At 57.9% G+C, this 20167-nt stretch carries 20 protein-coding genes and 1 pseudogene; 8 read left to right on the forward strand and 13 right to left on the reverse strand.

The window, feature by feature from the left end:
* Window position 1: 1 nt before the first annotated feature.
* The 4 genes from F4X57_09595 to F4X57_09610 all read right to left on the reverse strand — a co-directional run bounded on the left by F4X57_09595 (window position 2) and on the right by F4X57_09610 (window position 5334).
* Window positions 2–463, reverse strand: coding sequence for a methylated-DNA--[protein]-cysteine S-methyltransferase (locus F4X57_09595; GenBank protein ID MYC07407.1), 462 nt, complete (start codon window positions 461–463; stop codon window positions 2–4).
* A gap of 41 nt (window positions 464–504) precedes the next feature.
* A complete protein-coding gene (locus F4X57_09600; protein ID MYC07408.1) occupies window positions 505–3093 on the reverse strand; it encodes a transglutaminase domain-containing protein in 2589 nt (862 codons plus the stop codon).
* On the reverse strand, window positions 3090–4193 hold the full coding sequence (locus F4X57_09605; GenBank protein ID MYC07409.1) for a DUF58 domain-containing protein: 1104 nt from the start codon (window positions 4191–4193) through the stop codon (window positions 3090–3092). The genes F4X57_09600 and F4X57_09605 overlap by 4 nt, the downstream gene beginning before the upstream one ends.
* Window positions 4194–4362: 169 nt before the next feature.
* On the reverse strand, window positions 4363–5334 hold the full coding sequence (locus F4X57_09610) for a MoxR family ATPase (protein ID MYC07410.1): 972 nt from the start codon (window positions 5332–5334) through the stop codon (window positions 4363–4365).
* Window positions 5335–5745: 411 nt separating this feature from the next.
* On the opposite strand from F4X57_09610, the gene F4X57_09615 reads away from it, so the two are divergent.
* The 4 genes from F4X57_09615 (at window position 5746) to F4X57_09630 (ending at window position 9077) form a co-directional block, all read left to right on the forward strand.
* Window positions 5746–6546: an alpha/beta hydrolase gene (locus tag F4X57_09615; GenBank protein ID MYC07411.1), complete on the forward strand. Its 801-nt coding sequence runs from the start codon at window positions 5746–5748 to the stop codon at window positions 6544–6546.
* A gap of 6 nt (window positions 6547–6552) precedes the next feature.
* Window positions 6553–6963 carry a hypothetical protein gene (locus F4X57_09620; GenBank protein MYC07412.1) on the forward strand — a complete coding sequence of 137 codons (411 nt, stop codon included), beginning with the start codon at window positions 6553–6555 and terminating at the stop codon, window positions 6961–6963.
* Window positions 6964–7127: 164 nt separating this feature from the next.
* Window positions 7128–7472 (forward strand): hypothetical protein, encoded by a 345-nt coding sequence (locus F4X57_09625; protein ID MYC07413.1) that lies wholly within the window; start codon window positions 7128–7130, stop codon window positions 7470–7472.
* Window positions 7473–7811: 339 nt separating this feature from the next.
* Window positions 7812–9077: an LLM class flavin-dependent oxidoreductase gene (locus tag F4X57_09630; GenBank protein MYC07414.1), complete on the forward strand. Its 1266-nt coding sequence runs from the start codon at window positions 7812–7814 to the stop codon at window positions 9075–9077.
* A 428-nt stretch (window positions 9078–9505) separates the two neighbouring features.
* Here F4X57_09630 and F4X57_09635 read toward each other — a convergent pair whose 3' ends face one another.
* The 4 genes from F4X57_09635 to F4X57_09650 all read right to left on the reverse strand — a co-directional run bounded on the left by F4X57_09635 (window position 9506) and on the right by F4X57_09650 (window position 12709).
* Window positions 9506–9991, reverse strand: coding sequence for a hypothetical protein (locus F4X57_09635; protein ID MYC07415.1), 486 nt, complete (start codon window positions 9989–9991; stop codon window positions 9506–9508).
* A 171-nt stretch (window positions 9992–10162) separates the two neighbouring features.
* Window positions 10163–10693: a nitroreductase gene (locus tag F4X57_09640; GenBank protein ID MYC07416.1), complete on the reverse strand. Its 531-nt coding sequence runs from the start codon at window positions 10691–10693 to the stop codon at window positions 10163–10165.
* A gap of 192 nt (window positions 10694–10885) precedes the next feature.
* On the reverse strand, window positions 10886–11395 hold the full coding sequence (locus tag F4X57_09645) for a hypothetical protein (protein ID MYC07417.1): 510 nt from the start codon (window positions 11393–11395) through the stop codon (window positions 10886–10888).
* Window positions 11396–11488: 93 nt separating this feature from the next.
* Window positions 11489–12709, reverse strand: a complete 1221-nt coding sequence (locus F4X57_09650; GenBank protein ID MYC07418.1) for a hypothetical protein — start codon at window positions 12707–12709, stop codon at window positions 11489–11491.
* Window positions 12710–12908: 199 nt separating this feature from the next.
* On the opposite strand from F4X57_09650, the pseudogene F4X57_09655 reads away from it, so the two are divergent.
* The 4 genes and pseudogenes from F4X57_09655 (at window position 12909) to F4X57_09670 (ending at window position 16511) form a co-directional block, all read left to right on the forward strand.
* A pseudogene (locus tag F4X57_09655) lies at window positions 12909–13311 on the forward strand (hypothetical protein).
* Between the two features lie 237 nt (window positions 13312–13548).
* Entirely contained in the window at window positions 13549–14634 is a 1086-nt protein-coding gene (locus tag F4X57_09660; protein ID MYC07419.1) for a hypothetical protein, read from the forward strand.
* Complete coding sequence (locus F4X57_09665; GenBank protein MYC07420.1) at window positions 14631–16247, forward strand: site-specific DNA-methyltransferase; 1617 nt, start codon at window positions 14631–14633, stop codon at window positions 16245–16247. Before F4X57_09660 ends, F4X57_09665 begins: the two co-directional genes overlap by 4 nt.
* Window positions 16248–16328: 81 nt before the next feature.
* Entirely contained in the window at window positions 16329–16511 is a 183-nt protein-coding gene (locus F4X57_09670) for a type II toxin-antitoxin system HicB family antitoxin (protein ID MYC07421.1), read from the forward strand.
* Here the strand turns inward: F4X57_09670 and add are convergent.
* The 5 genes from add to F4X57_09695 all read right to left on the reverse strand — a co-directional run bounded on the left by add (window position 16466) and on the right by F4X57_09695 (window position 20137).
* Window positions 16466–17515 carry an adenosine deaminase gene (gene add / locus F4X57_09675; GenBank protein MYC07422.1) on the reverse strand — a complete coding sequence of 350 codons (1050 nt, stop codon included), beginning with the start codon at window positions 17513–17515 and terminating at the stop codon, window positions 16466–16468. The two genes, F4X57_09670 and add, sit on opposite strands and share 46 nt — an antisense overlap.
* Window positions 17516–17578: 63 nt before the next feature.
* Window positions 17579–18343: an SDR family oxidoreductase gene (locus tag F4X57_09680; GenBank protein MYC07423.1), complete on the reverse strand. Its 765-nt coding sequence runs from the start codon at window positions 18341–18343 to the stop codon at window positions 17579–17581.
* 79 nt (window positions 18344–18422) lie between these two features.
* Entirely contained in the window at window positions 18423–18746 is a 324-nt protein-coding gene (locus tag F4X57_09685) for an L-rhamnose mutarotase (protein MYC07424.1), read from the reverse strand.
* Between the two features lie 19 nt (window positions 18747–18765).
* A complete protein-coding gene (locus tag F4X57_09690; protein ID MYC07425.1) occupies window positions 18766–19098 on the reverse strand; it encodes a hypothetical protein in 333 nt (110 codons plus the stop codon).
* 124 nt (window positions 19099–19222) lie between these two features.
* The gene (locus tag F4X57_09695) at window positions 19223–20137 is read right to left on the reverse strand and encodes an acetylxylan esterase (protein MYC07426.1); all 915 of its coding nucleotides are present in this window, start codon (window positions 20135–20137) and stop codon (window positions 19223–19225) included.
* Between the last annotated feature and the right edge of the window lie 30 nt (window positions 20138–20167).

A 20167-nucleotide genomic window follows, 5' to 3' on the forward strand; every position in this document is an offset into this window, starting at 1 on the left:
GTTAGCCCTCCAAGTCCATCAGGCGCTGTTTCAGGTCCAACCGCTCCCTGCCTTTGCCGAAGCCGCGCAGGCTGCCGTCGCTTGCGATTACGCGGTGGCAGGGTATGATGATGGCGAGACGGTTTCGCGCCATCGCTTGGCCGGCGGCTCTTGGCGCAAGCGCATTGCCTGCTTGTTCCGCCAGCCACTTGTAGGTGCGCGTCTCGCCTTTGGGAATTGTGCGGCATGCGTGCCATGCGGCTTGGTGGAACGGCGATGCGTCATCCACATCGATGGGTTCGTCCGCGAAACTGACATCTTCGCCGCAGAAGTAGCGGGCAAGTTTTTCCTTGATACCCTCGAAACGCGTTGGCGATGGTGTCGCATCCGTTATCGCGTTGCCCATCTGCTCAATGCAATCTTCAGGGAACGCTTGGGGGAGTGTGCTTTGCCGCAAGCCTTTGTCGGACGCGACCAAGCCCATCCAACCCGCCGGCGTTTCGAATATGTCATAGTAAGTAGTCGTCATTCTTGACTTCCTCCGGGCAGCAGGCGCCTGAAGGCGCGCGATACCAGCGCGCCGCGAATGCTCCGCCACGCCTGCTCCATCTCGTCCGTGTCGCTGCTGCCATCGTTGTCGTCTGCGGTGTCCGGTCGTGCGCCGCTTGTGTAGCGCAGCGCCGCGAACTCGCGACCTATGCTCTGTGCACCCGCGCCGGATTCACCGAGCGCCCGCGCCACCATCGCCGAATATTCGTTAGGTGTTTGGTATGCTCTGCGCCGTAAGCCTGCCAGTGTGCCTAGCCTGTTCATGCGCGTGTATGCTCTTTCGACTGTGGACAATCTGCGCAGACCTAGATTCCATATCACATACAGCAGCAGCCAGACTGCGCCTGCCGCGCCAACTACGATGCCCGCTCGCGTGCCGATGGCGACGATGTCGATGTTCGCGAGGAAATCGCTGCCGAATGTCGCGCCGCTGTTTATGCGCGACAACCCCGGCCCTCCGATGTCGTCGAACGGGTCCAGAAACTCGGACGGGTCGGCGATGCCGTCGGTGCCGCCGGTGGCAGAAAGCGCCAGTGCTTCCGGCGCCGCCGCGAACTGCCGCTCGTGCTCTGGCCAGCGCGGTGTCGGCTCGAAGTCAATCCAGCCGTACTCGGGGAAGAACACCTGCACCCAGCCGTGGCTGTCGAAGTCGCGCACCACGCGCACATTGTTCTCCGGGTCGAACTCGCCCGGCGCGTAACCGGCGGCAAGGCGCGCCGGCACATCCACCGCGCGCAGCATCACGACCATCGACGACGCGAAGTAGTCGCTGTACCCGGTCTTTGTCTCAAAAAGGAAGTAGTCCACACCGTCCGCGTCTCGCGGCGGCGCTTCGATGTCTTGCGAATAGGTGAATGTTTCGCCGCGGAGATAGTCGGAAATCGCGGCAGCCTTGTCGTATGGATTGGTCGCGCCTGCCGTCAGCTCTTCAGCCTTGTCCACGACCCGCTGCGGCAGCGACTGCGGCAGCTGCAAGTAGTGATCCGTAATGAACGCGGAATAGTCCGTGCTCGCTTCTCGCAGTTCGTCATCGGTCGCAACCGAGACATAAGACACCATCGCATACGGGTGATTTTCCGGCTGGCGTTCGGCGAATTCCCACGAAACTATCTCCGGTATTGCGGACGCCTTACGCTCGACGTTCAAAGTCTGCAGCACCATGCCCCCATCGCTGCTGTGCTCATCCGACACGAAGCCGACGCTGTTCAGCACGAGGTCGTCCGGCAGCATCCGCGAGATATACGACTCCGCGAATCGCTGCGGCGGCTCGCCTGCATCGCGGATAGCCTGCGCGACTTCCTGTATGTCCTCCGGCAAATTGGCGTCAGACTCCGGATTGTGCAGGTCAATAGCGAAACTCTTCGGTCGCAGCGTCTCGACTACGGCATCGTGGCTGAGCCAGTCCAAATTGCCACCGGCGAGGAAACTGTCGCTGTCGAAGGCGAGCTGCACCGTCTGCTCCACATCTTCACGCCGCAGCCATTCCGCGCGCGGTGGCGCAACCGTATCAGGTCCCACTTCGAGCTTGGTCGTCTCTCCCGCCTTCCAGCCCTGCGATGTGTACTCGCTGTAAGTGTTGGACAGCCAGTATGACGGGTATTCCGAGCTCGCCCAGAAGACCGCTTCGCCGCCGAAGGATATGGAGCCGATGAACGGCAGCGTCGTGCCGAAGAACCTGCCCGGCACATTCTTGCGCGACGGTATGCCCGCCAGCAGCCGCGCCACATCTTCCTCAAAGCTGGAAATGGGGGAGCGCGCGGTGTTCCACCAGTTCGCCAGATCGCGCGACACATACACCTTGAGCGGCAGCATCGCGGCGAGCACCATCACCAGCAGCGCGAACCATATCGCCGAGTGCATCGTCAGCCAGCTGTTTACCATTTCAAAGCGAATGCCGCGCAGCCGCCAGCGCTGTTCGTTCTGCACATCGTTCAACCTGACGACAAGCAGCATCGCCAGCAGCGTGAATATGAAGAATTTTGACGAGAAGTTGATGCTTGGCGGCAGGAAGCTCAGGTTGGTGAGGATAGACACGCCGCCTAGCACCACCATCACCCAGGCGTTGGTCGCGCGGAAGACGAAGAACGAACTGAAATACCCGATGCACCACGCCATCGTTAGCAGCGCCAGTGTAAATGGCAGCAAGTCGGTCGATATGCCGTCGTTCGTCGCCGCCTCGTACCAGACCGCAAGCCTGCCCCACATCTCAGGCAGCGATGCGAGTATCGTGCTTTCATCGGAGAGTTCCATCGCGCGCCAGACTATCAACACAGCGCCGATTGCCAATCCGACCGGATGCAGCAGTATCGCCGGCACGCGCACTTTGGCGAGTCCTAGCCCCGTTATCGCGGATATGATGAGCAGCGATTGCAGTTGCGGCACCGGCACCCACGAGCCGTCCTGCACCGACAAACCCATAATCATCAGAGCGAGCAGCAGGATTACGAAGCTCGCCCAGCCCTGTACCGGGTGGAACCTGTCGTAGATTTGCAGCAGTCTATGGCGCTGTTGTTCCGCCTCGGCGCGGCGTGGCGGCAATACCGAAGTGATGGCTTCGCTGCTCATACGCGAACCTCCGTCGCCGCCAATTCTTGCGCCTGATCCAATTCCGCGCTCGTGAACACGCGGCTCAGCGCCACGGGAATGTCTTCGCCCTTGCGCACCAGATACGGCGGTATGCCCGCCAAGTACAGGTGCGGTATCACATCGGTCGTGTTGAAGAAGCCATCGAACGATACGCCGTCTAGCAGGACAACAGCCACACGCACCCGCCGCCTCATAAGCTCACGAAGCGCGGTAACCCAGTCGGGCCTGTTCGACGGCGTAATGACGACAAGCGAGCTGTGATAGCCCCAAAGATGCTCTTCCTGCGCAAGCAGCGATTCGAGCGCGACACTGCCCTCGGACTTGCTCAGTGCGAGGAACTCTAGAATGCGGTCGAACTGTCCGGCGCCGGTATCCGCGGGCAGGAAGTATCGCTGGTCGCCCTGCGCAATCAAGCCGACGGGCAGCCCTGCTTCGAGATACTTGCGGCTCAGCGATGCGCCGATGGACACGGCGTATTCGTCCGTGCTTTCATCTAGCTCGCCCGCTTGCACATCGCGGTGCAGGTCAACCAGCACCCAGACATCGCTAGACTGCCCAAGGTCGAACTCTTTGGACATCAGCTTGCCCAACTTCGCCGTGCTGCCCCAGTGGACGCGGCTGATGCTATCGCCGAACGCGTACTCGCGCACGCTTGACGCATGCGGCGTAAGGTCGTGCGAGCGCCGCCGGGTGGAACTGTCGCCGGACAGGTCCGCCGCGGGTATGGCAAACTCGGGTATGTAGTGCGTGCGCGGATATACGATGAGATCCTCTGTGTCGCAGAAGAACCGCTCGCGCCGGAAAATGCCGAATGCGTCCGTGTTGGACACACGCACCGGACCGAGCGTATAGACGCCGCGCCTTCGTGCTGGCAATTGCGTGCGCCACGATCGGAAGCCCTTCGTGGGCAGACTGACCGCCATGCCACTGGAGTAGCCCGGCAGGTCGGTCATGTCTTCCACTTCCAAGGTCGGCTTTGGCATCGTGCTCAGGTTACGGACAGTCAGGCGCTCTTCGATATCGTCGCCCACGCGGACGCGCCGCGAGCGCCTGTCCACGCTCACTTCGAGCGACTGCAAGCTGATGTAGTTCCAGATGTAGCCGAAGATGAGCGTCAGCCCGAGAATGTAGAACAGGCGGTAAAATAGCCCGAAGCCGGTGGCAGCGCCCGTGACAACAGTCGCGGCGCAGAGCGCAATGATGAGATAGAACCGCCTCAGCAGGTAAGCCTTTGCCTCGTAAATGATGTCAGCTCCTGAACCAGCCCTGCGCCTGAGCGCCGGGGACCGGTATGCTGTCGGCGATTTCGTTCATGACATTGCCGGGATTGACGCCGCGCATTCGCGCCGCGGCCGACACGATAATCCTATGCCTCATTATGGGCACGATGAGCTCTTTCACATCGTCGGGCAGCACATAGTCTCTGCCGCGTATGAGCGCCAAAGCCTGCGCGCCTCTGAATAGGAACAGCGACCCGCGCGGAGATGCGCCGAGCGCGATGTCCGCGTGGTCTCGCGTGGCGGATATGATGGTTACGATGTACTGCTTGATGAGGTCGTCCACATAGACATCGCGGGTGGCGCGCTGCATTTGCTGTATCTCTTCTGCGGACGCGACCGCCTGCAGCGACTCAATCGGATGCCCGACCTGCTGCCCGTTGATGACCGCGATTTCCTCTTCGATGGACGGGTAGCCGAGCGTAATCATCACGAAAAAACGGTCAAGCTGCGCCTCCGGCAGCGGGAATGTGCCTTCATACTCGATGGGGTTCTGCGTCGCCATTACCATGAACGGCGAGGGTACGGTGTGCGTTACGCCTTCGACGGTTACCTGCCGTTCTTCCATCGCTTCGAGCGTCGAAGACTGCGTTTTCGGCGTTGCGCGGTTGATCTCGTCCGCAAGCACAATCTGCGCGATGATCGGTCCCTGCCGGAACTCGAAATCGCCGCTGCGCTGATTGAAGATGGATACGCCCGTAACATCGGTAGGCAGCAGGTCCGGCGTGAACTGTATCCGCTTGAAGGAGCAGCCGGCGGATCGGGCGATGCTTCGTGCCAGCATAGTCTTGCCTACGCCCGGCACGTCTTCTATCAGCGCGTGTCCCTCGCACATAAGCGCGATAACACCTAGCTCGATTGCCTGATCCTTGCCGATAATCACACGCTTAACATTGTCCACAATCAGTTGGGCGATTCCTCGCGCGGTTTCAACTTGCTGCAACAGCCTCTCCTCAAGAAAAGAAATGACGGCGAAATTGCCTAATTCGCCACGAATCGCCGCAGGAACGCTCGGCGCTCACAACTATCATAATGGAAAATCGTGTGCGTGTCATATTGGAGGATATTCTCACAGAGATTTCGCAAATCCCTAATGTTGTCATCGGCAGTACTTTTATGTCACCGCATTATATTTGTGTCATTCCGAACGCTGTGAGGAATCTGAAATCGTTGAATGCAAACCCGTTTCCGACTTTAGATTTCTCGCTTCGCTCGAAATGACAGACCTAAACTGCATTTATGAAATCGTCTCGTACACACCCCAACTTGACATTCAGCCCATATAAACAGAAAATCAGGGCGACTCGGCAGGCGCCGCGAACGACGAACTCCGCTGCTATTACAGGAGACATTAATGACTACCGTTACGAGCATATTGACAGAGGAAATCATCGAGGTGGCAGGCACGCGCATTGAGATAGCGCGGGGAGGCGACGGCGATCCGCTGCTGGTGCTGCACGACGAGATGGGGCATCACGGCGCGCTGCGCTGGCACGAAGCGCTTGCCGCGAACAATACGCTGCACATCCCGTCACATCCGGGCTTTGGCGAATCGCCGCGCATGGAATGGATAATGAACATGCGCGATCTCGCCGGCTGGTATCTGCGCGCCCTAGACGAACTGGGCTTGCAGGGAGTGAATGTCATCGGGTTCTCGCTCGGCGGCTGGCTCGCCGCGGAGATGGCGACAATGTGCCCGCAGCAATTCAACAAGATGGTGCTCGTAGGCGCTGCCGGCATCAAGCCCGACATCGGCGAGATATTCGACATATTCCTCGTAACCGCCGAAGAGTACCTTGACACCGTATGCTTGGACAACGCAGCAGTGCCGGAGTTCGACACGGTTCGCCCGGCAGAGCCTTCGCCGGAATTGGCAGAGGCGTGGGCTGTGGCGCGCGAAGAGGCTTGCCGCCTGAGCTGGAAGCCATACATGCACTATCGCGGGCTGCCACAACTGCTAGGTCGATTGCAGGACTTGCCAACGCTGCTGATTTGGGGCGCGCAAGACGGCATGGTGCCGGTGAACGCGGGCGAGCTTTACCGGCAGTCCATCAAAGGTTCACGCCTAGAAGTCATCGACAATTGCGGACACCGCCCGGAAATCGAGCAGACCGACAAGTTCCTGGCGCTGGTGCAGGACTTCCTCTCCGGGTAATCCTCAATGATCAAAGTAGTAAGTTGGAACATCAACAGACGGCACGCCGCTTGGAAAAAACTGCTGGAAATGGACGCGGACGTCGCCTTGCTGCAAGAAGCGGGCAACAAACCCACCGGGATGGACGCCTGTTTCAACACCGGCCCGCAGGCGAGTTGGGATTCTCGTATGTGGAATGCGGACTACGAAAAGTTATGGGGTAAGGAGAAGCTACGCGAGCGTTGGGGAAGATCAGGGCTATATGACCGCTGGTGTAAAGTCGTAAAACTATCCAATCGCGTAGAAGTGGAGTGGTTCAAGCAAATCAGCCCTATCGGAGTAGTGGCGGAAGATGAGATTGCGGTTAGCGGTATTGGGACAATCGCAGCCGCCCGCGTAACTCCCAAAGCCCCCAGGACGGCGAGCCTTTCATCGTAGTATCGATGTACGCTCGATGGCTGCGATGGCATCCAACCGTAAAGAGCCCGTGGAGCGTAGGAACTGCTGACGGTTCGGCGCATCGCATAATAACGGACATTTCTGGGTTTATCGGCGATTATGAGCCTTCAACGCATCGCATACTCGCAGCAGGCGACCTCAATATGATTTACAATCCAGGCGACCCTGAGTGGATTGGATCGAGAGATCACAGTGTTTGGACCAGGATGAACGCGATGGGCTTGGAGTTCATGGGACCGTGCTACCCTAACGGGCGCAAGGCATTCAATCAGCGAGATTGGCTTGCGCCGGATAGCCGCAACGTGCCTACCTACTACACAACGGGCGAAAAAACGCCCGAATCTGCCAGCCAGCAACTCGACTACGCATTCGCATCGCGTGGCTTTCACAACGAAGTTAGCGTGCGCGCCATGAACGAAGTGGAAGAATGGGGACCGAGCGACCATTGCCGTCTGCTAATCGAAGTCGGCGCGTCCGGCGGTAAGTGAAGCGCGTTAGCCCCAAGCAAGCGATTTTGTGGTATAAATACTGATAACCATCGGGATTGGGACGACTAGAAGGAAACTGCCAGATGGCAACGATCGGATTCGATACACATGAAGCCGTGAAGGCTCTCACTGAAGCAGGATTCAGCGAATCGCAGGCTGAATCTGTCTTTCGGCCATGAGCAATGCGCTCGCTGGCGATGTAGCCACAAAAGCTGACCTGAAAGACCTCGAACTTCGGTTGACACTCAGGCTCGGCGGCATGATGATTGCAGTCGGCGGGCTGGTAGTCGCGCTCATTAAACTTTTGCCATAGCTGTACACTCTTAAAGGAGACCGCCCATGTTCATCGCACACTTTACCGAACGCCCTTATCAAGACCCGGCGTCAGGCTACTTCGGCGCGACGGGCAAGTCCATCAAGGATCTGACCCTGAGCAACGAAATCTACGACCCTGAGATTGGGGCGAACTTGTACAACCGCTATCTCGACGAAAGGCTGTATGCCGAAGAGATGGGCTTCGACGGGCTGATGCTCAACGAGCACCATAGCACGCCCTTCTGCATGGGCGGCGCGATGAACATCGAGGCGGCGATTCTCGCGCGGATGACCAAGCGCGCCAAGATTGTCCTGCTGGGCAACATCATCCCCATCTGGGACGACCCGCTTTGGCTTGTGGAGCAGCTCGCCATCATCGATATGATTTCGCACGGCAGGCTGGTCTCCGGCTGGGTGCGCGGCACCGGACGCGAGAGCGTGGCGCACAACGCGCCGCCACCATACAACTGGGAACGCTTCCAAGAAGCGCACGACTTCATCGTGAAGGCGTGGACGACTCCCGGCCCCTTCCGCTGGGAAGGCAAACACTACAACTACCGCTATGTGAATCCGTGGGCGCGCCCATACCAGAAGCCGCACCCACCCATCTGGCTGCCCGGCGTAGTCAGCCGCGACTCATTGCAGTGGGCGGCGCGCAACCGCATTCCGTACATCATGCTGGCAACGCAGATGGAGCCGACCAAGCAGGCGTTCCAGATTTACCATGAAACCGCCGAGGAAGAGGGATACGAGTCCGGCTCGCAGAACATCGGTTACCTCTGGAAGGTGCATGTTGACGAGACGGAAGAGCTGGCGGAAGCAACCGCGCGCAAGTATGTGCAGGGACCCAGCAACCCGTTCCTTGCGGGCAACGAAGGCACGGCGAACCCTGCGCTGCTGTCGCTGCCCGGACTGACATCGCGCCGTCGCGTCCTGCCGACTCGCGACTTCGCAACCACCAACCGCGGCGGCAATGTGCTCGCCCGGCCCTTTGAAGAGCAGCAGGAAAACTACACCATCGTAACCGGCACACCCGACTCCATACTGCCAAAGATTCGACATGTGCTGGAGACACTGCGCCCGGGCAGCGTGATATTCTGGGACGGCGACGGCGCCATGACGCACGAGGACCAGATGCGCTCGCTGCGTCTGATGGGCGAATATGTAATCCCCGCAGTCCGCGAGATGGGCAAGGAGCTAGAGCTGAACAGCCCGTTCGAGGTCGATCCCGCGACCGGCAAGCCAATCGAGGAAACCGAGACGGCAGAAGCGCAAGCAGTAGCCGACTAGCCACATTTTCAGTCCCTTTCTCCAGTGGGGGAAGGTTAGGTGGGGGAAGAATAACCCCAAAAACTAAGGGGATGCGCTCACATCGCTGTGGAGCATCCCCTTATCCTGTCTATACTCGCCTATCCGGACGTCGTTGCGCGGCAGGGGGGAGGATGTCTAGGAGGGAAGTGTTAGAACCTTCTGGCCCAAACGAGACCTAGCGCCATTCCCACAGGAAACCCTATCCCCACACCGAGGACAGCGTTGCCGAGCGCAACACCTAGAGCCATACCAACCACGGTTCCGAGCGCGATTCCTACTAGGATTCTTGTGTCCTTTGCCTTTGTGCCCATCATTATTACCCTCCGTTAGATATTATTATCAGGGGAAAGGTTAGGATAGGGCTGAAATCTTATGCACCCCGTCCATCCATGTCAACCCTCGTACCCTTACAGGCGCGGATCCCTGATTGCCTTGTACAGCCCTAACGCGAAAGTCGGTATATTCGCGCCGATGACTGCGCCTACTGTGGTGATGTGGATTTCGGGGATTCCGGGCTTCCAGATGGGATGCAGCGCGCCGATATCTATGCCGCGCTGCAAGCCAAACCACGCGCCGCCAAGACCGAACGCCAGCGCGATGACGACCAGCAGCGCCTGAATGCGCAAGTCGTGGTCCCTGTCCAGCCAAGCGATGTAGCTCCCCACCCCGGCGCCGATACCCGTAGTGCACACCAGCACCGCTATCACGCCGCCGCCATAGCCCCAGATGGACAGATACAGCGCCTGTATCATCACATACGACCCGAACCCCACAACGGCGGCAACGAACAATGCGAACACGCCCCTAGCGAATACCAATACGAACTTCAGCAGCGCGCCAATTGTGGCGAGGAGCTGCATGTGCCTATAGACCGCCGAGCCGATTTTCTGCATTTACCAATCCCGCACTAGAAACAGAATGCCGCGCTTCTCAAAGTCCCTTATCCCTACGGGGAAGGTTAAGAATGAGGCCAAAAGCCCCCCAATTGCCATCAAGTTAATCCCATAGCAAACTACCGCCATAGCATTATCGCATAGTCTCATGATAGCAGACTTGCCGCGCCGTCAGCCCGAATGCGTGTAAGTATTGCCGAAGCGTTCGCTATGCGCCACTTCCGACAGTGCCCGGCGATTGCGCCGCCCGAACTTGCCCATATTCGCGCTCTTGCGATAGCCGAACGGCAAGATGGTCAGCAGCACGAGATGCGCCGGTATGCTCAGCACTTCCTTGATCGCCGCGTTCTGGTCGGCGTCGCGGATACCGATGAAGCATGTGCCCATGCCCTCTTCCCACGCGACAAGTTCCATGTGCTGTATAGCTCTGCCCGCGTCCAATGGCGCTCTCGGCGTGTCGTCGGTCACGACGGCGATGGCAAGCGGAGCATCCCCCAGGCACGGTCCCTGCGTCGCCATCTCGCCCAGCCGCTTTATCGTGGCTGCGTCCCGAATCACGATGAAGTGCCAAGGCTGCAAGTTCTGCGAACTCGGCGAAAGCCTGCCCGCTTCCAAAAGCCTATCAACCACATCGTCCGGCACGGCGTCAGGCTTGTACTCCCGCACCGTCAGCCGCGTCAACACCGCATCATTAACATCCATGATTTACCCTCCACGACAGTCCTTTGTCATTCTGAACGCATCTCCGTTCATTCTGTCATTCTGAACGCAGCGCAGCGGAGTGAAGAATCCAGAATTATCCGCACTGCCGTCTGATAACGATTTAAGATTCCTCGCTGCGATCGAAATGACAAGAGTCTGATAGACTGACAGACTGATGAACTGACAGACTCTCTACACCGGATACCGCCACACTTCGCCCGCCGGCTCTTCGTCCGACAGCCTGAAGTGCGGCACGGAGAAACCTTCGTCAGTGTCAAGAAACACCACTTCGACGCGCTTGCCGATGCCCACTTCGTCCGGGTCTTCCGGCTCCATATCATCGTTCAGCAGGTTCGCGGTGATACGCAAGCCATTCTCAGGGTTTGGCTCGCCGCTCTGCTCGTCCAGTTCGACCAGCACGACCGTGTACGGCACCCAGTCACGGAACGCTGGCATAATGGCGTGAGTGATGACCTGGTAACTGTAAATCGTGCCTTTGCCGCTGACTTCCTGCCATCCCCAGTTCAGCGAGCCGCACCACGGACACGCCGCGCCCGGATCACCGCGCAGCATCCCGCAAGTCAGCTCGCTGCACTTCTTCACCACCAGCCTATGCTCCATCGCCGCATCGAAGTAGCCCTTGTACTCGCTGTCAAGTTCCGTAATGTTCAATGCCATACCGCGATAATCATATATCGGCATTACTCTTTTCCCTCCGCAATCGGCGCATTAGCCGCTACAGGATGGGTATATTCACATCCAATCCGCCCTACCCATCCTGCACATCGATGTTATTTACTTCCGCATAATAAGCGCGCTGCCCACGCCCGGCATAGCCCAGCCCATGTTCATAGTGATGTTCACATCCCGCACTTGGCGGCAGCCGCCCTCCGCATAGTCGTAGGAATGCTCACCGTTCTCCCAATGCGGGCAGTAGTCGTCCACCAAGCCGCGCAGCTGCCGTACATTCTCGATGACCATGTTCATGCCGTGCGTGTAGCCTTCGCACAGATGCCCGCCGCTCGTGTTGTTCGGACGCCTGCCGCCGAGGTCGGTTATACCGCTCTTCACATACTCCTTGCCCTCGCCCTTCTCGCAGAATCCGTAGTCCTCAAACTGCAAGAGCGTCGTGTATGTGAAAGCGTCATAGCAGCCGGTAACATCGATGTCATCGTGCGTAATGCCCGCAAGCTCGAACAGACGCGGGCCGATGTAATGCCCCGCCACGCGCGTAATCGGCGCGTACTGGTAGTGGAAGTCGCCGCCCGGCTTCGATCCTCTGCCCTGCACCGCCATGATGTACGCCGGCGTGTGGCGCAGGTCCTTCGCGCGTTCTGCCGATGTTACGATGATGCAGGTCGCGTTGTCGGTTTCGAGGCAGCAGTCCAACAAGTGCGCGCACGGCTTGACTATCCAGCGCGAGTTGACCACATCATCGACGGTAACGCGCTGCTTCATCAGCGCCTTCGGGTTATTGCTGGCGTGCTTGCTGTGCGTAACCTTGATGTGCGCCAGGTCTTCGCCGGTAACGCCGTATTCCATCATGTGCCGCGTGAAAGTAAAGGCAAAGTTTTGCACCGCGCTCGCCACGCCGTAAGTGCGCTTCATCAGGTCGGAGCCGCCGATGGGCGCAGCCGCGCGCGCCCCCGTGCCGCCTATACGCACCTGCGAATAGCCGTTCATCGCGCGAAATATCGCCACCGTATCGCACATCCCCGCCTCTATCGCGCCGATGGCAAGCCCAACAAGCGCCTCAGTGCTAGAGCCGCCGCCCGAGCAGTCCATGTAGAAGTTCAGGCGCATACCCAAGTCGTACATCATCGTTGTGGACGGCGTGGAATCGCCGCCATGGTAGCTGAGCATCCCGTCCACATCCTGCGGCGTCAGCCCCGCGTCATATATGGCATTGCGAATAGCCTCAACCCCAAGCGCCCGCGTGCTTCTGCCGGACGCGCGGCTATACTCCGTCTCGCCCACGCCAACGATAGCGTACTTATCCTTCAATCGTCCTTCCATGCTAACCCTCCTAAATTGCAAATACTTGCAGCGCGGTAAGTATCGCCTGTTCAGTAGTGATTGGCAAGTGCGAGCGCATGAAACTGTCCATCTGCTAAACTTGCTATACGGGATTTTCTTACACAAACGCAAGTTGCGTGCCGAACATTAGTATCATACAATAGCCACCATCATGTAGGAGGCACACCCAAACCCAAGAATGGCAGATCGAAAAGCCAAATGGCTCATATACACCGTTCTAGTGGCGCTGATACCGGCAATGGCGCGGATGATAGTATGGCTAATCCCAGAACCCGGACACCGATCTATTCAACGCCGTAGATTTCATAATCTTCGGACTGGTACTGCACATATCCAATATCAATGAATTAGAGCACTTCGACGAAAGAGAAGAGTCATGGAAGACAGTCCAGAACGGCGCATCGGTGTTTCTGCTCATCGTGTACAGCATCTTGTTGACGTCTCACCTGTTCGGTGAAGCAAATCCCGGACTCATAGACACTCAAACTATGAAAATCGGTGCTATGTTGTTAGGAATTATATCGTTCTTGATAAGTTATTCTGTGTACAACGCGACTTCAAAGTCGGTAGGGGAGAAATAAATGCTGACAATACCGATAATCGTGCTAACCGCAATCGCCTGCGTGGTAGGACTTAGCGTCGCTGTTTGGTCAATCGTAACTACCGAGAAACGACACCGCGAACGCCTCCGCAAACAAAAGGAAAGCGTCAGCAACTAGGCGCCTCTACAAGGACGAGCGAAAGCGCAGCGTGAGCGAATAGACGATTCACCAGATTCTCGTAACCTAACATTTCGGAAGCGTGGGAGACTCGCACCGATGTACAAATTACAAGAACTTCTAGAATCCGCACTACACGAGATTGTGGAAAGTGATGATTGCAATCTGGATGCCAATCAATTGGAGGACAAGATTTCCAAAATGATTCCAGATGTCTGCGATGAAACAGCAACAGATATGTTGGCCAGTATCAAAGAAGACGCCTTTTCAGGCGGACTGGAAGAAGCTAGGACGGGAAGACGCGAATTTGAAAGAAGGTTAATGGAGGTTTGGAAAAAGCCGATAGAGCTTCTTGAGTTGTTCGTGTCATTAGCAACGGAAGCAGGCGTAGATTTCAACAGCGAGTTCGGCAACGAAGCCGTAAGTTCAGACGATTACTTGTTTGAAGCACTCACTAGATTGCATGGCAGAGCATGCCAAGTGTCCAATGAAATTCTTGTCCTGTTGCGCTCAGGCTATGCAGATGGAGCACACGCACGCTGGCGGACCTTACACGAGATTGCAGTTATAAGCTTTTGTCTCAGCGAACCAGAAGAGGACGAGCACAGACAAGAATTAGCTGAAAAGTATTTACTGCATGACACCATACAGCGATATAAATTGGCGTGCCAATATCAGAAGTACGGCGAGAGGCTTGACTTGAAGCCGATTCCACAAGAGGAGTTCGATAATCTCCAGACAGAGTACAACAAGCTCATAGCCCGATTTTGCAAACCATTCGAGAAACCCTACGGATGGGCAGCATCACCAAAGAGCCCTACGATGACAGCAATTGAAGAGCGCGTTGAATTGGCTCATTGGCGTCCCTACTACAAAATGGCAAGCGATAATGTGCATGCAAATGCACATGGAAGTCACTTTAGACTAGGTTTGGCCCCACTTGACGAGGATATGATTTTGGCGGGACCAAGCAACGCGGGATTAGTCGATCCCGGGCATTCAACTGCAATCTCACTCAATCAGATAACCGCAGTCTTGCTCGGAACTAGGTCAAACTTCGACTGCGCGGTCGTCTTGATGATATTACAGAAATTGGTAAACGAGATTGGGGAAGCATTTCTTGAAGCACACAATTATGTTGAAATGTTATCCAATAGTGAAAATGAGACAGAAAGCGCGACATGATCCCCTCCCCCAACGCCCTCTACTTCGGCGACAACCTCGACATCCTGCGCCAGCACATCCCCGACGAGTCCGTTGACCTCATATACCTGGACCCGCCGTTTAACTCTAACGCCACCTACAATGTGCTCTTCCGCGAGCGCAGCGGCGAGGAGTCGGCGGCGCAAATCACCGCCTTCGACGACACATGGCGCTGGAACATCGAATCCGAGCTTGCATATCAGGACGTCGTAACCCAGCAGGGCGGAAAAGTCGGCGAACTGCTCGCAGCCATGCGCGCCTTCCTCGGACAGAACGACATGATGGCGTACCTCACCATGATGGCGCAGCGCATGGTCGAACTCCACCGCGTCCTAAAACCCACCGGCAGCATCTACCTCCACTGCGACCCCACCGCAAGCCACTACCTCAAACTGCTGATGGACGCCGTGTTCGGCCCGGAGAACTTTCAGAGCGAAATCACTTGGCAGCGCACGAGTTCCCACAATGACTCAAAGCGATTTGGGCAGGTGAAGGACGCGCTACTTTTCTATTCTAAGTCCAGTAGTCGAAAATGGAATCCCGTATTTGTGCCGCACGACGAAAAGTACGTGTCGAATTTCTATCGCTATGAAGATGACAAAGGCAAATACAGGCTTCAAGAGATTATACGAACCGCCTCAATGGGTCCTCGACCAAATCTCGCCTATGAGTACAAAGGTTACACCCCCGAATGGGGATGGCGGATGGAACGGGACAAGCTGGAGTCTCTTGACAATGATGGGCGTCTTGTCTGGTCAAGTACCGGGCGTCCGTACCGCAAAACGTACCTCTCTCAGGGCAGAGCACCTACAAATCTATGGACAGATATTAAGAACCTGTCAGCGCAAGCCCGTGAACGCCTCGGCTACCCCACGCAAAAGCCCGAGGCATTGCTCGAACGCATCATCAGCGCGTCCAGCAACGAAGGCGATGTCGTACTCGACCCGTTCTGCGGCTGCGGAACAGCAGTCGCCGCCGCAGAGCGTCTCAACCGCCGCTGGGTCGGCATAGACATAACCCACCTCGCCATCACCCTCATCCGCCACCGCCTGCACGATACATTCGGCGAAGACCTGCGCCCCTACGAAGTCGTCGGCGAGCCGAAAGACCTGCCCAGCGCCGAGTCCCTAGCCCTCCACGACCGCTACCAGTTCGAGTGGTGGGCGCTCGGCTTGGTCGATGCCCGCCCCGCCCGCGACCGCAAGAAGGGCGCAGACGCCGGCATAGACGGCTACATCAGCTTCTTCGACGACAACAGCGGCAAGCCCAAGCGCATAGTCGTACAGGTCAAGAGCGGCGGCGTGCAGCGCAGCCAGATCGCCACGCTCAAATCTGACATGGAGCGCGAAAAAGCCGACCTCGCCCTGTTCGTAACCCTCAAGCCGCCCACGCGCCCGATGCAGCAAGAAGCATTGGAAGCCGGCTTCTACGCCCCCGAAGCCTTCCCCGACCACCGCTTCCCCCGCGTGCAAGTCCTCACCATCGAAGACCTACTCTCCGGCACGCAGCCCCAATACCCCCGCTACGCCCCCGCCGCAACCTTCCCCCGCGCGCCGAGGCGACGGCGGCAAGGACGGCAAGGGAGACTGGGGTAGCGGATAGACTGACTGCGAACTCAGTATGCTAAAATCAGTCTGTCCCGATAATCACTCAGAACTAGCGCCGGAGATAACGCAATGAGTGTGTACAAAGCACAACTTGAACGGGAAGAAGACGGCAGGTGGAGCGCGTGGATAGACGAACTCCCCGGCTGCGCCGCTTGGGGATACACGCAAAACGAAGCCCTAGACGCCCTCCAAGACGCCGCCGAAGCCTATATCGAGGATATGGTAGAAGCCGGCGAACTGCTCCCTGCGTAACCATCCACCGCTGCCAAGTACCCGTCCCGTTCATCCTCCCCAACCCACGCGCTTCTGAACGCATTGCGCGCTAGTTGCGCGACTTGCCCCCGCGTCAGCCCCACCGCCTGCTGCGTATTCGCCAGCACCTCACTCATGTAGTAGCTCCGCATATACGCCGGATCGTCCGTGTTCGCCGTAACATTCAGCCCCAGCTCCAGCGCGCGCTTCAGCTCGGCGGCGCGTCTTGGCGTGGGATTGGTCGGCGTAGCCGTCGTGCAGAATGTCAGGCACACCTGCTGCCGCCTCGCCTCTGCAATCAGCCCCGCGTCGTCCAGCGCATGGTAGCCGTGGTCGATTCTATCCACGCCGATTACATCGAGACACTGCCGGATATGCTCCACCGAGTTCTCCTGCAGGTGGTCGCAGTGCATCGTCAGCATGTAGCCTTCCGCCCGCGCCCGCTCGAATACCTCACGGAACTTCACCGGCGGGTTGTCTTTCTCGTCAGAATCCAGCCCTACGCCGATAATCCAGTCCTTATACGGCAGCGAATCGGTGAGCGTCTCCATCGCCGACTCCACGCTCATATCCCGCAAGAAGCCCAGTATCAGCTGAGACCGAATGCCAAGAGTATCCTGCGCCGCTTCCTGCGCCCTCCGAATACCACTGATGACCGTATCGAACGCGATCCCCCTGCTCGTATGCGCCTGCGGATCAAAGTGCATTTCGGTATAGACCACATTCTGCGCACGAACCCGCCGCAGATAGGCATAAGTGAGGTCAAAGAAGTCCTGCTCGGTCAACAGCACATCCATGCCGCTGAAATACAGCGCAAGAAACGATTGCAAGTCCCGGTATTCGTAAGACGCCGCAAGTTCATCCGCAGTCCGATACGGCAGATCGACCCCGTTCCGCCCCGCCAGCCGCACACGCATCTCAGGCTCCAGTGTGCCTTCCAAATGCACATGCAGTTCAGCCTTCGGCAATCCCCGAATAAAAGCGTCTATGCCTATCGCAGACATGACATCCTCCCCAACCTGTCAGCCCGGACTGACCGACTGATAGACTGAAGTACTGACGAACTACTACTGCGCCGTCAGCCCGCCATCCATCACTAACGGCGTTCCCGTAACAAATGACGCCTCATCCGACGCCAGGAACAGAGCGCCGTAGGCGATTTCGCGCGGATCGGCGACTCGCTTCATGAAGTTGGACGCGCCCGCCTCCGCCAAGAATTCTTCCGGGTCGGCGCCTACGAATTGACGGTGTCGCTCCGTAGCGGGCGTTAGGACTGAGCCGGGGCATACGGCATTCACACGGATGTTGTGCGGCGCGAGGTCCATCGCTAGGCAGCGCGTCAGCTGCATAACCGCGCCCTTGGATGCGTTGTACGGGATAAAGCCGGGCTGCGCGATGAATCCGCTCACCGATGCCAGATTCACGATTGCGCCACCGCCGGCAGCTTGCATGTGAGGCAGCACATGCTTCACGCAATACGCCTGACCGACGACATTCACTCCGAACACGCGCGCCCAATCCGCGTCGCTGATGTCCTGCACTTCGCCGAACACGAAAGCCGCCGCGTCGTTGACCAGAATGTTCACCGCGCCGTATGCGTCGGCTGCGGCTTGCACCATCGCTTGCACATCCGCCTCCTTGGACACATCCGTCGCCACGAACTGCGCCTCGCCGCCGGCAGCCCTGACACTCGCCAAGGTCTGCTCGCCGCCATCAGTGTCGATGTCCGCGATGGTCAGCCGCGCGCCTTCCTCGGCGAACAGCTCGCATATCGCGCGCCCAATGCCGGACGCGCCGCCGGTAATTATCGCAGCCTTGCCCTCAAGCCTCATGGTAGTCTCCGGTTATCAGGTTTCAGTAGTCAGTGATTGGGAATCAGTCCACTCATACAGCCAGTGAACTGACAACTGATTACTCTAAATGAAATACTTCCTCCAACTCCACCATCATCGCATCAGGATGCGCCCCATCCGGTATCTCAAAAAAGGGCGACATCATGTCCTGCCAGCGCGTGTTGACATTTTCTTTGGACATGCCTTCCAGCGCGGCGGCGAAGGTATCTTCGGTCTCAAAATATCCGAACATCAAGCCGTCTTCGCGCATGAAGAGCGAGTAGTTGTGCCAGCCATTGCGCGAGAGCGCGTCCAGCATCTCAGGCCAGACGGCGCGGTGGTGCGCCTTATATTCATCGATTCTGTCCTGCTTCACTTTCAGCAGAAAGCCTACGCGCTTCATTTAAGTGCCCTTCGGTGAATTAACTAATGGGATGGTGCTCGGCTATCCAATCATGGACACGGCTTTCCGACAACTCCCAGCCGTCCCACGCCAGCCTCATAACAATGTCCTGCTTGAACCAGTGATGGTGGCGCTCGGCGTAGGCGTCGCTGCCGGTGGCGTCCGCGAGTATAGCAAGCGCGAGCTGCGCCGGACCTCCCATGCCGTATCCCCATTCTAGGTTGACGGAGTGCTCGCGCAGATCAAGGCGCGAGGGTAGCGGGTACTCTTCGTCATCCTGCACAACCACCACCGACACGGCGGACTTGGCGCCCTGTCCGGTGCGCTCGCCTGTGTACACCTTGCCGCTCAATGGTGCCTCCGCGTTCTGGGGTGATGGTATTATCCGCGTATCAAATGGGCTGTTCGGCTTTCGATTGATAGGGATTGCTCCCGTCCTGGCACTTCTCCCACAGGGTGAATAAGGTGAAGGGAAACTAGCGCCAGTGTTCGGGGAGGATGGCTTCTGCGTAGCCGAATTCTTGGGCTAACCATTCTTCTTGATGCACGCCGTCGCGGTAGCTGGAGCTTTGCGATTCGTACACACTGACTTCGCCTTGTATTGAGTCCGATATGGCGGACAGACCATCGGCGTCGAGCGCGCTGCCCGGAGTGCCTGCCATCAGCAGCGTTCTTGAGGACACATCCGGCGCGAAGCCGCCCAGGTCGAAGTACGACAGCGTTTTGGATACGGCGTCCCGGCGCTGCGGATGCAGGTTCAGATAGTCGTTAATCTCTTCAAGCGGGTAGTCGCCCGTTTGCGCTGCCCTTGCGAGCGTATTCACGAACACGCCGGGCTGGCATATCACATGCGTCGCGCCGTTGTGCAGCGCGGCGGTTGCCAGCGCAATGTCGTTGCCGATTGCCACCACGCGCCCCGCGTCCACTTCCGGACGCGTTAGCAGATATTCCAGACCGCGCACGCTGTCCGCAGCGACGCCGCGAAATATGTAGCCCTGCGCGTCATCGATGTCGTCCGTAAGCATGCCAGGGAATCCCGCGGAATACGGCTTGTCCGACAGCCGCTGCCCGCGCGATCCGAGCGAGAAAACGACAAACCGGCTGCGAAGGCCGTTCGCCGAGCCTTGCGGTATCGGCTCTAGCACGCTCATGTATTTCGGCGCGTAATAGATGGCGGGATGCGGTCCCTCACCCGAAGGTATGCTCAAGTAGCCGAACAGGCGGTATGACCCGATGCCGGTGAGCCGGACGGTGTACATCGTGGCGAACTCCGTGCAGCGCATCGGCAGCAGTTCTACTTCAGGCGCAGCAGGATAGCCCGCCAATTCTTCTAGCGTCCGTTCCCAGTACTGTCCGAAATCGTTAGCGATATTCATAATGGCTGTGTCCATTCGTTTTGACTTATCTGGTGTTTCAATTCA

Source organism: Chloroflexota bacterium, assembly GCA_009840355.1.
Classification (GTDB): domain Bacteria; phylum Chloroflexota; class Dehalococcoidia; order Lucifugimonadales; family JADFKI01; genus Bin90.

Excerpts from the sequence above, each read along its gene's own strand:
- F4X57_09595 (MYC07407.1), bottom strand. The coding sequence starts at position 463 with ATGGGCTTGGTCGCGTCCGACAAAGGCTTGCGGCAAAGCACACTCCCC.
- F4X57_09600 (MYC07408.1), bottom strand. The coding sequence starts at position 3,093 with ATGAGCAGCGAAGCCATCACTTCGGTATTGCCGCCACGCCGCGCCGAG.
- F4X57_09660 (MYC07419.1), top strand. The coding sequence starts at position 13,549 with ATGTACAAATTACAAGAACTTCTAGAATCCGCACTACACGAGATTGTG.
- F4X57_09685 (MYC07424.1), bottom strand. The coding sequence starts at position 18,746 with ATGAAGCGCGTAGGCTTTCTGCTGAAAGTGAAGCAGGACAGAATCGAT.
- add (MYC07422.1), bottom strand. The coding sequence starts at position 17,515 with ATGTCTGCGATAGGCATAGACGCTTTTATTCGGGGATTGCCGAAGGCT.
- F4X57_09680 (MYC07423.1), bottom strand. The coding sequence starts at position 18,343 with ATGAGGCTTGAGGGCAAGGCTGCGATAATTACCGGCGGCGCGTCCGGC.
- F4X57_09620 (MYC07412.1), top strand. The coding sequence starts at position 6,553 with ATGATCAAAGTAGTAAGTTGGAACATCAACAGACGGCACGCCGCTTGG.
- F4X57_09645 (MYC07417.1), bottom strand. The coding sequence starts at position 11,395 with ATGCCGATATATGATTATCGCGGTATGGCATTGAACATTACGGAACTT.
- F4X57_09635 (MYC07415.1), bottom strand. The coding sequence starts at position 9,991 with ATGCAGAAAATCGGCTCGGCGGTCTATAGGCACATGCAGCTCCTCGCC.
- F4X57_09630 (MYC07414.1), top strand. The coding sequence starts at position 7,812 with ATGTTCATCGCACACTTTACCGAACGCCCTTATCAAGACCCGGCGTCA.
- F4X57_09695 (MYC07426.1), bottom strand. The coding sequence starts at position 20,137 with ATGGACACAGCCATTATGAATATCGCTAACGATTTCGGACAGTACTGG.
- F4X57_09670 (MYC07421.1), top strand. The coding sequence starts at position 16,329 with ATGAGTGTGTACAAAGCACAACTTGAACGGGAAGAAGACGGCAGGTGG.
- F4X57_09625 (MYC07413.1), top strand. The coding sequence starts at position 7,128 with ATGATTTACAATCCAGGCGACCCTGAGTGGATTGGATCGAGAGATCAC.
- F4X57_09615 (MYC07411.1), top strand. The coding sequence starts at position 5,746 with ATGACTACCGTTACGAGCATATTGACAGAGGAAATCATCGAGGTGGCA.
- F4X57_09640 (MYC07416.1), bottom strand. The coding sequence starts at position 10,693 with ATGGATGTTAATGATGCGGTGTTGACGCGGCTGACGGTGCGGGAGTAC.
- F4X57_09665 (MYC07420.1), top strand. The coding sequence starts at position 14,631 with ATGATCCCCTCCCCCAACGCCCTCTACTTCGGCGACAACCTCGACATC.
- F4X57_09650 (MYC07418.1), bottom strand. The coding sequence starts at position 12,709 with ATGGAAGGACGATTGAAGGATAAGTACGCTATCGTTGGCGTGGGCGAG.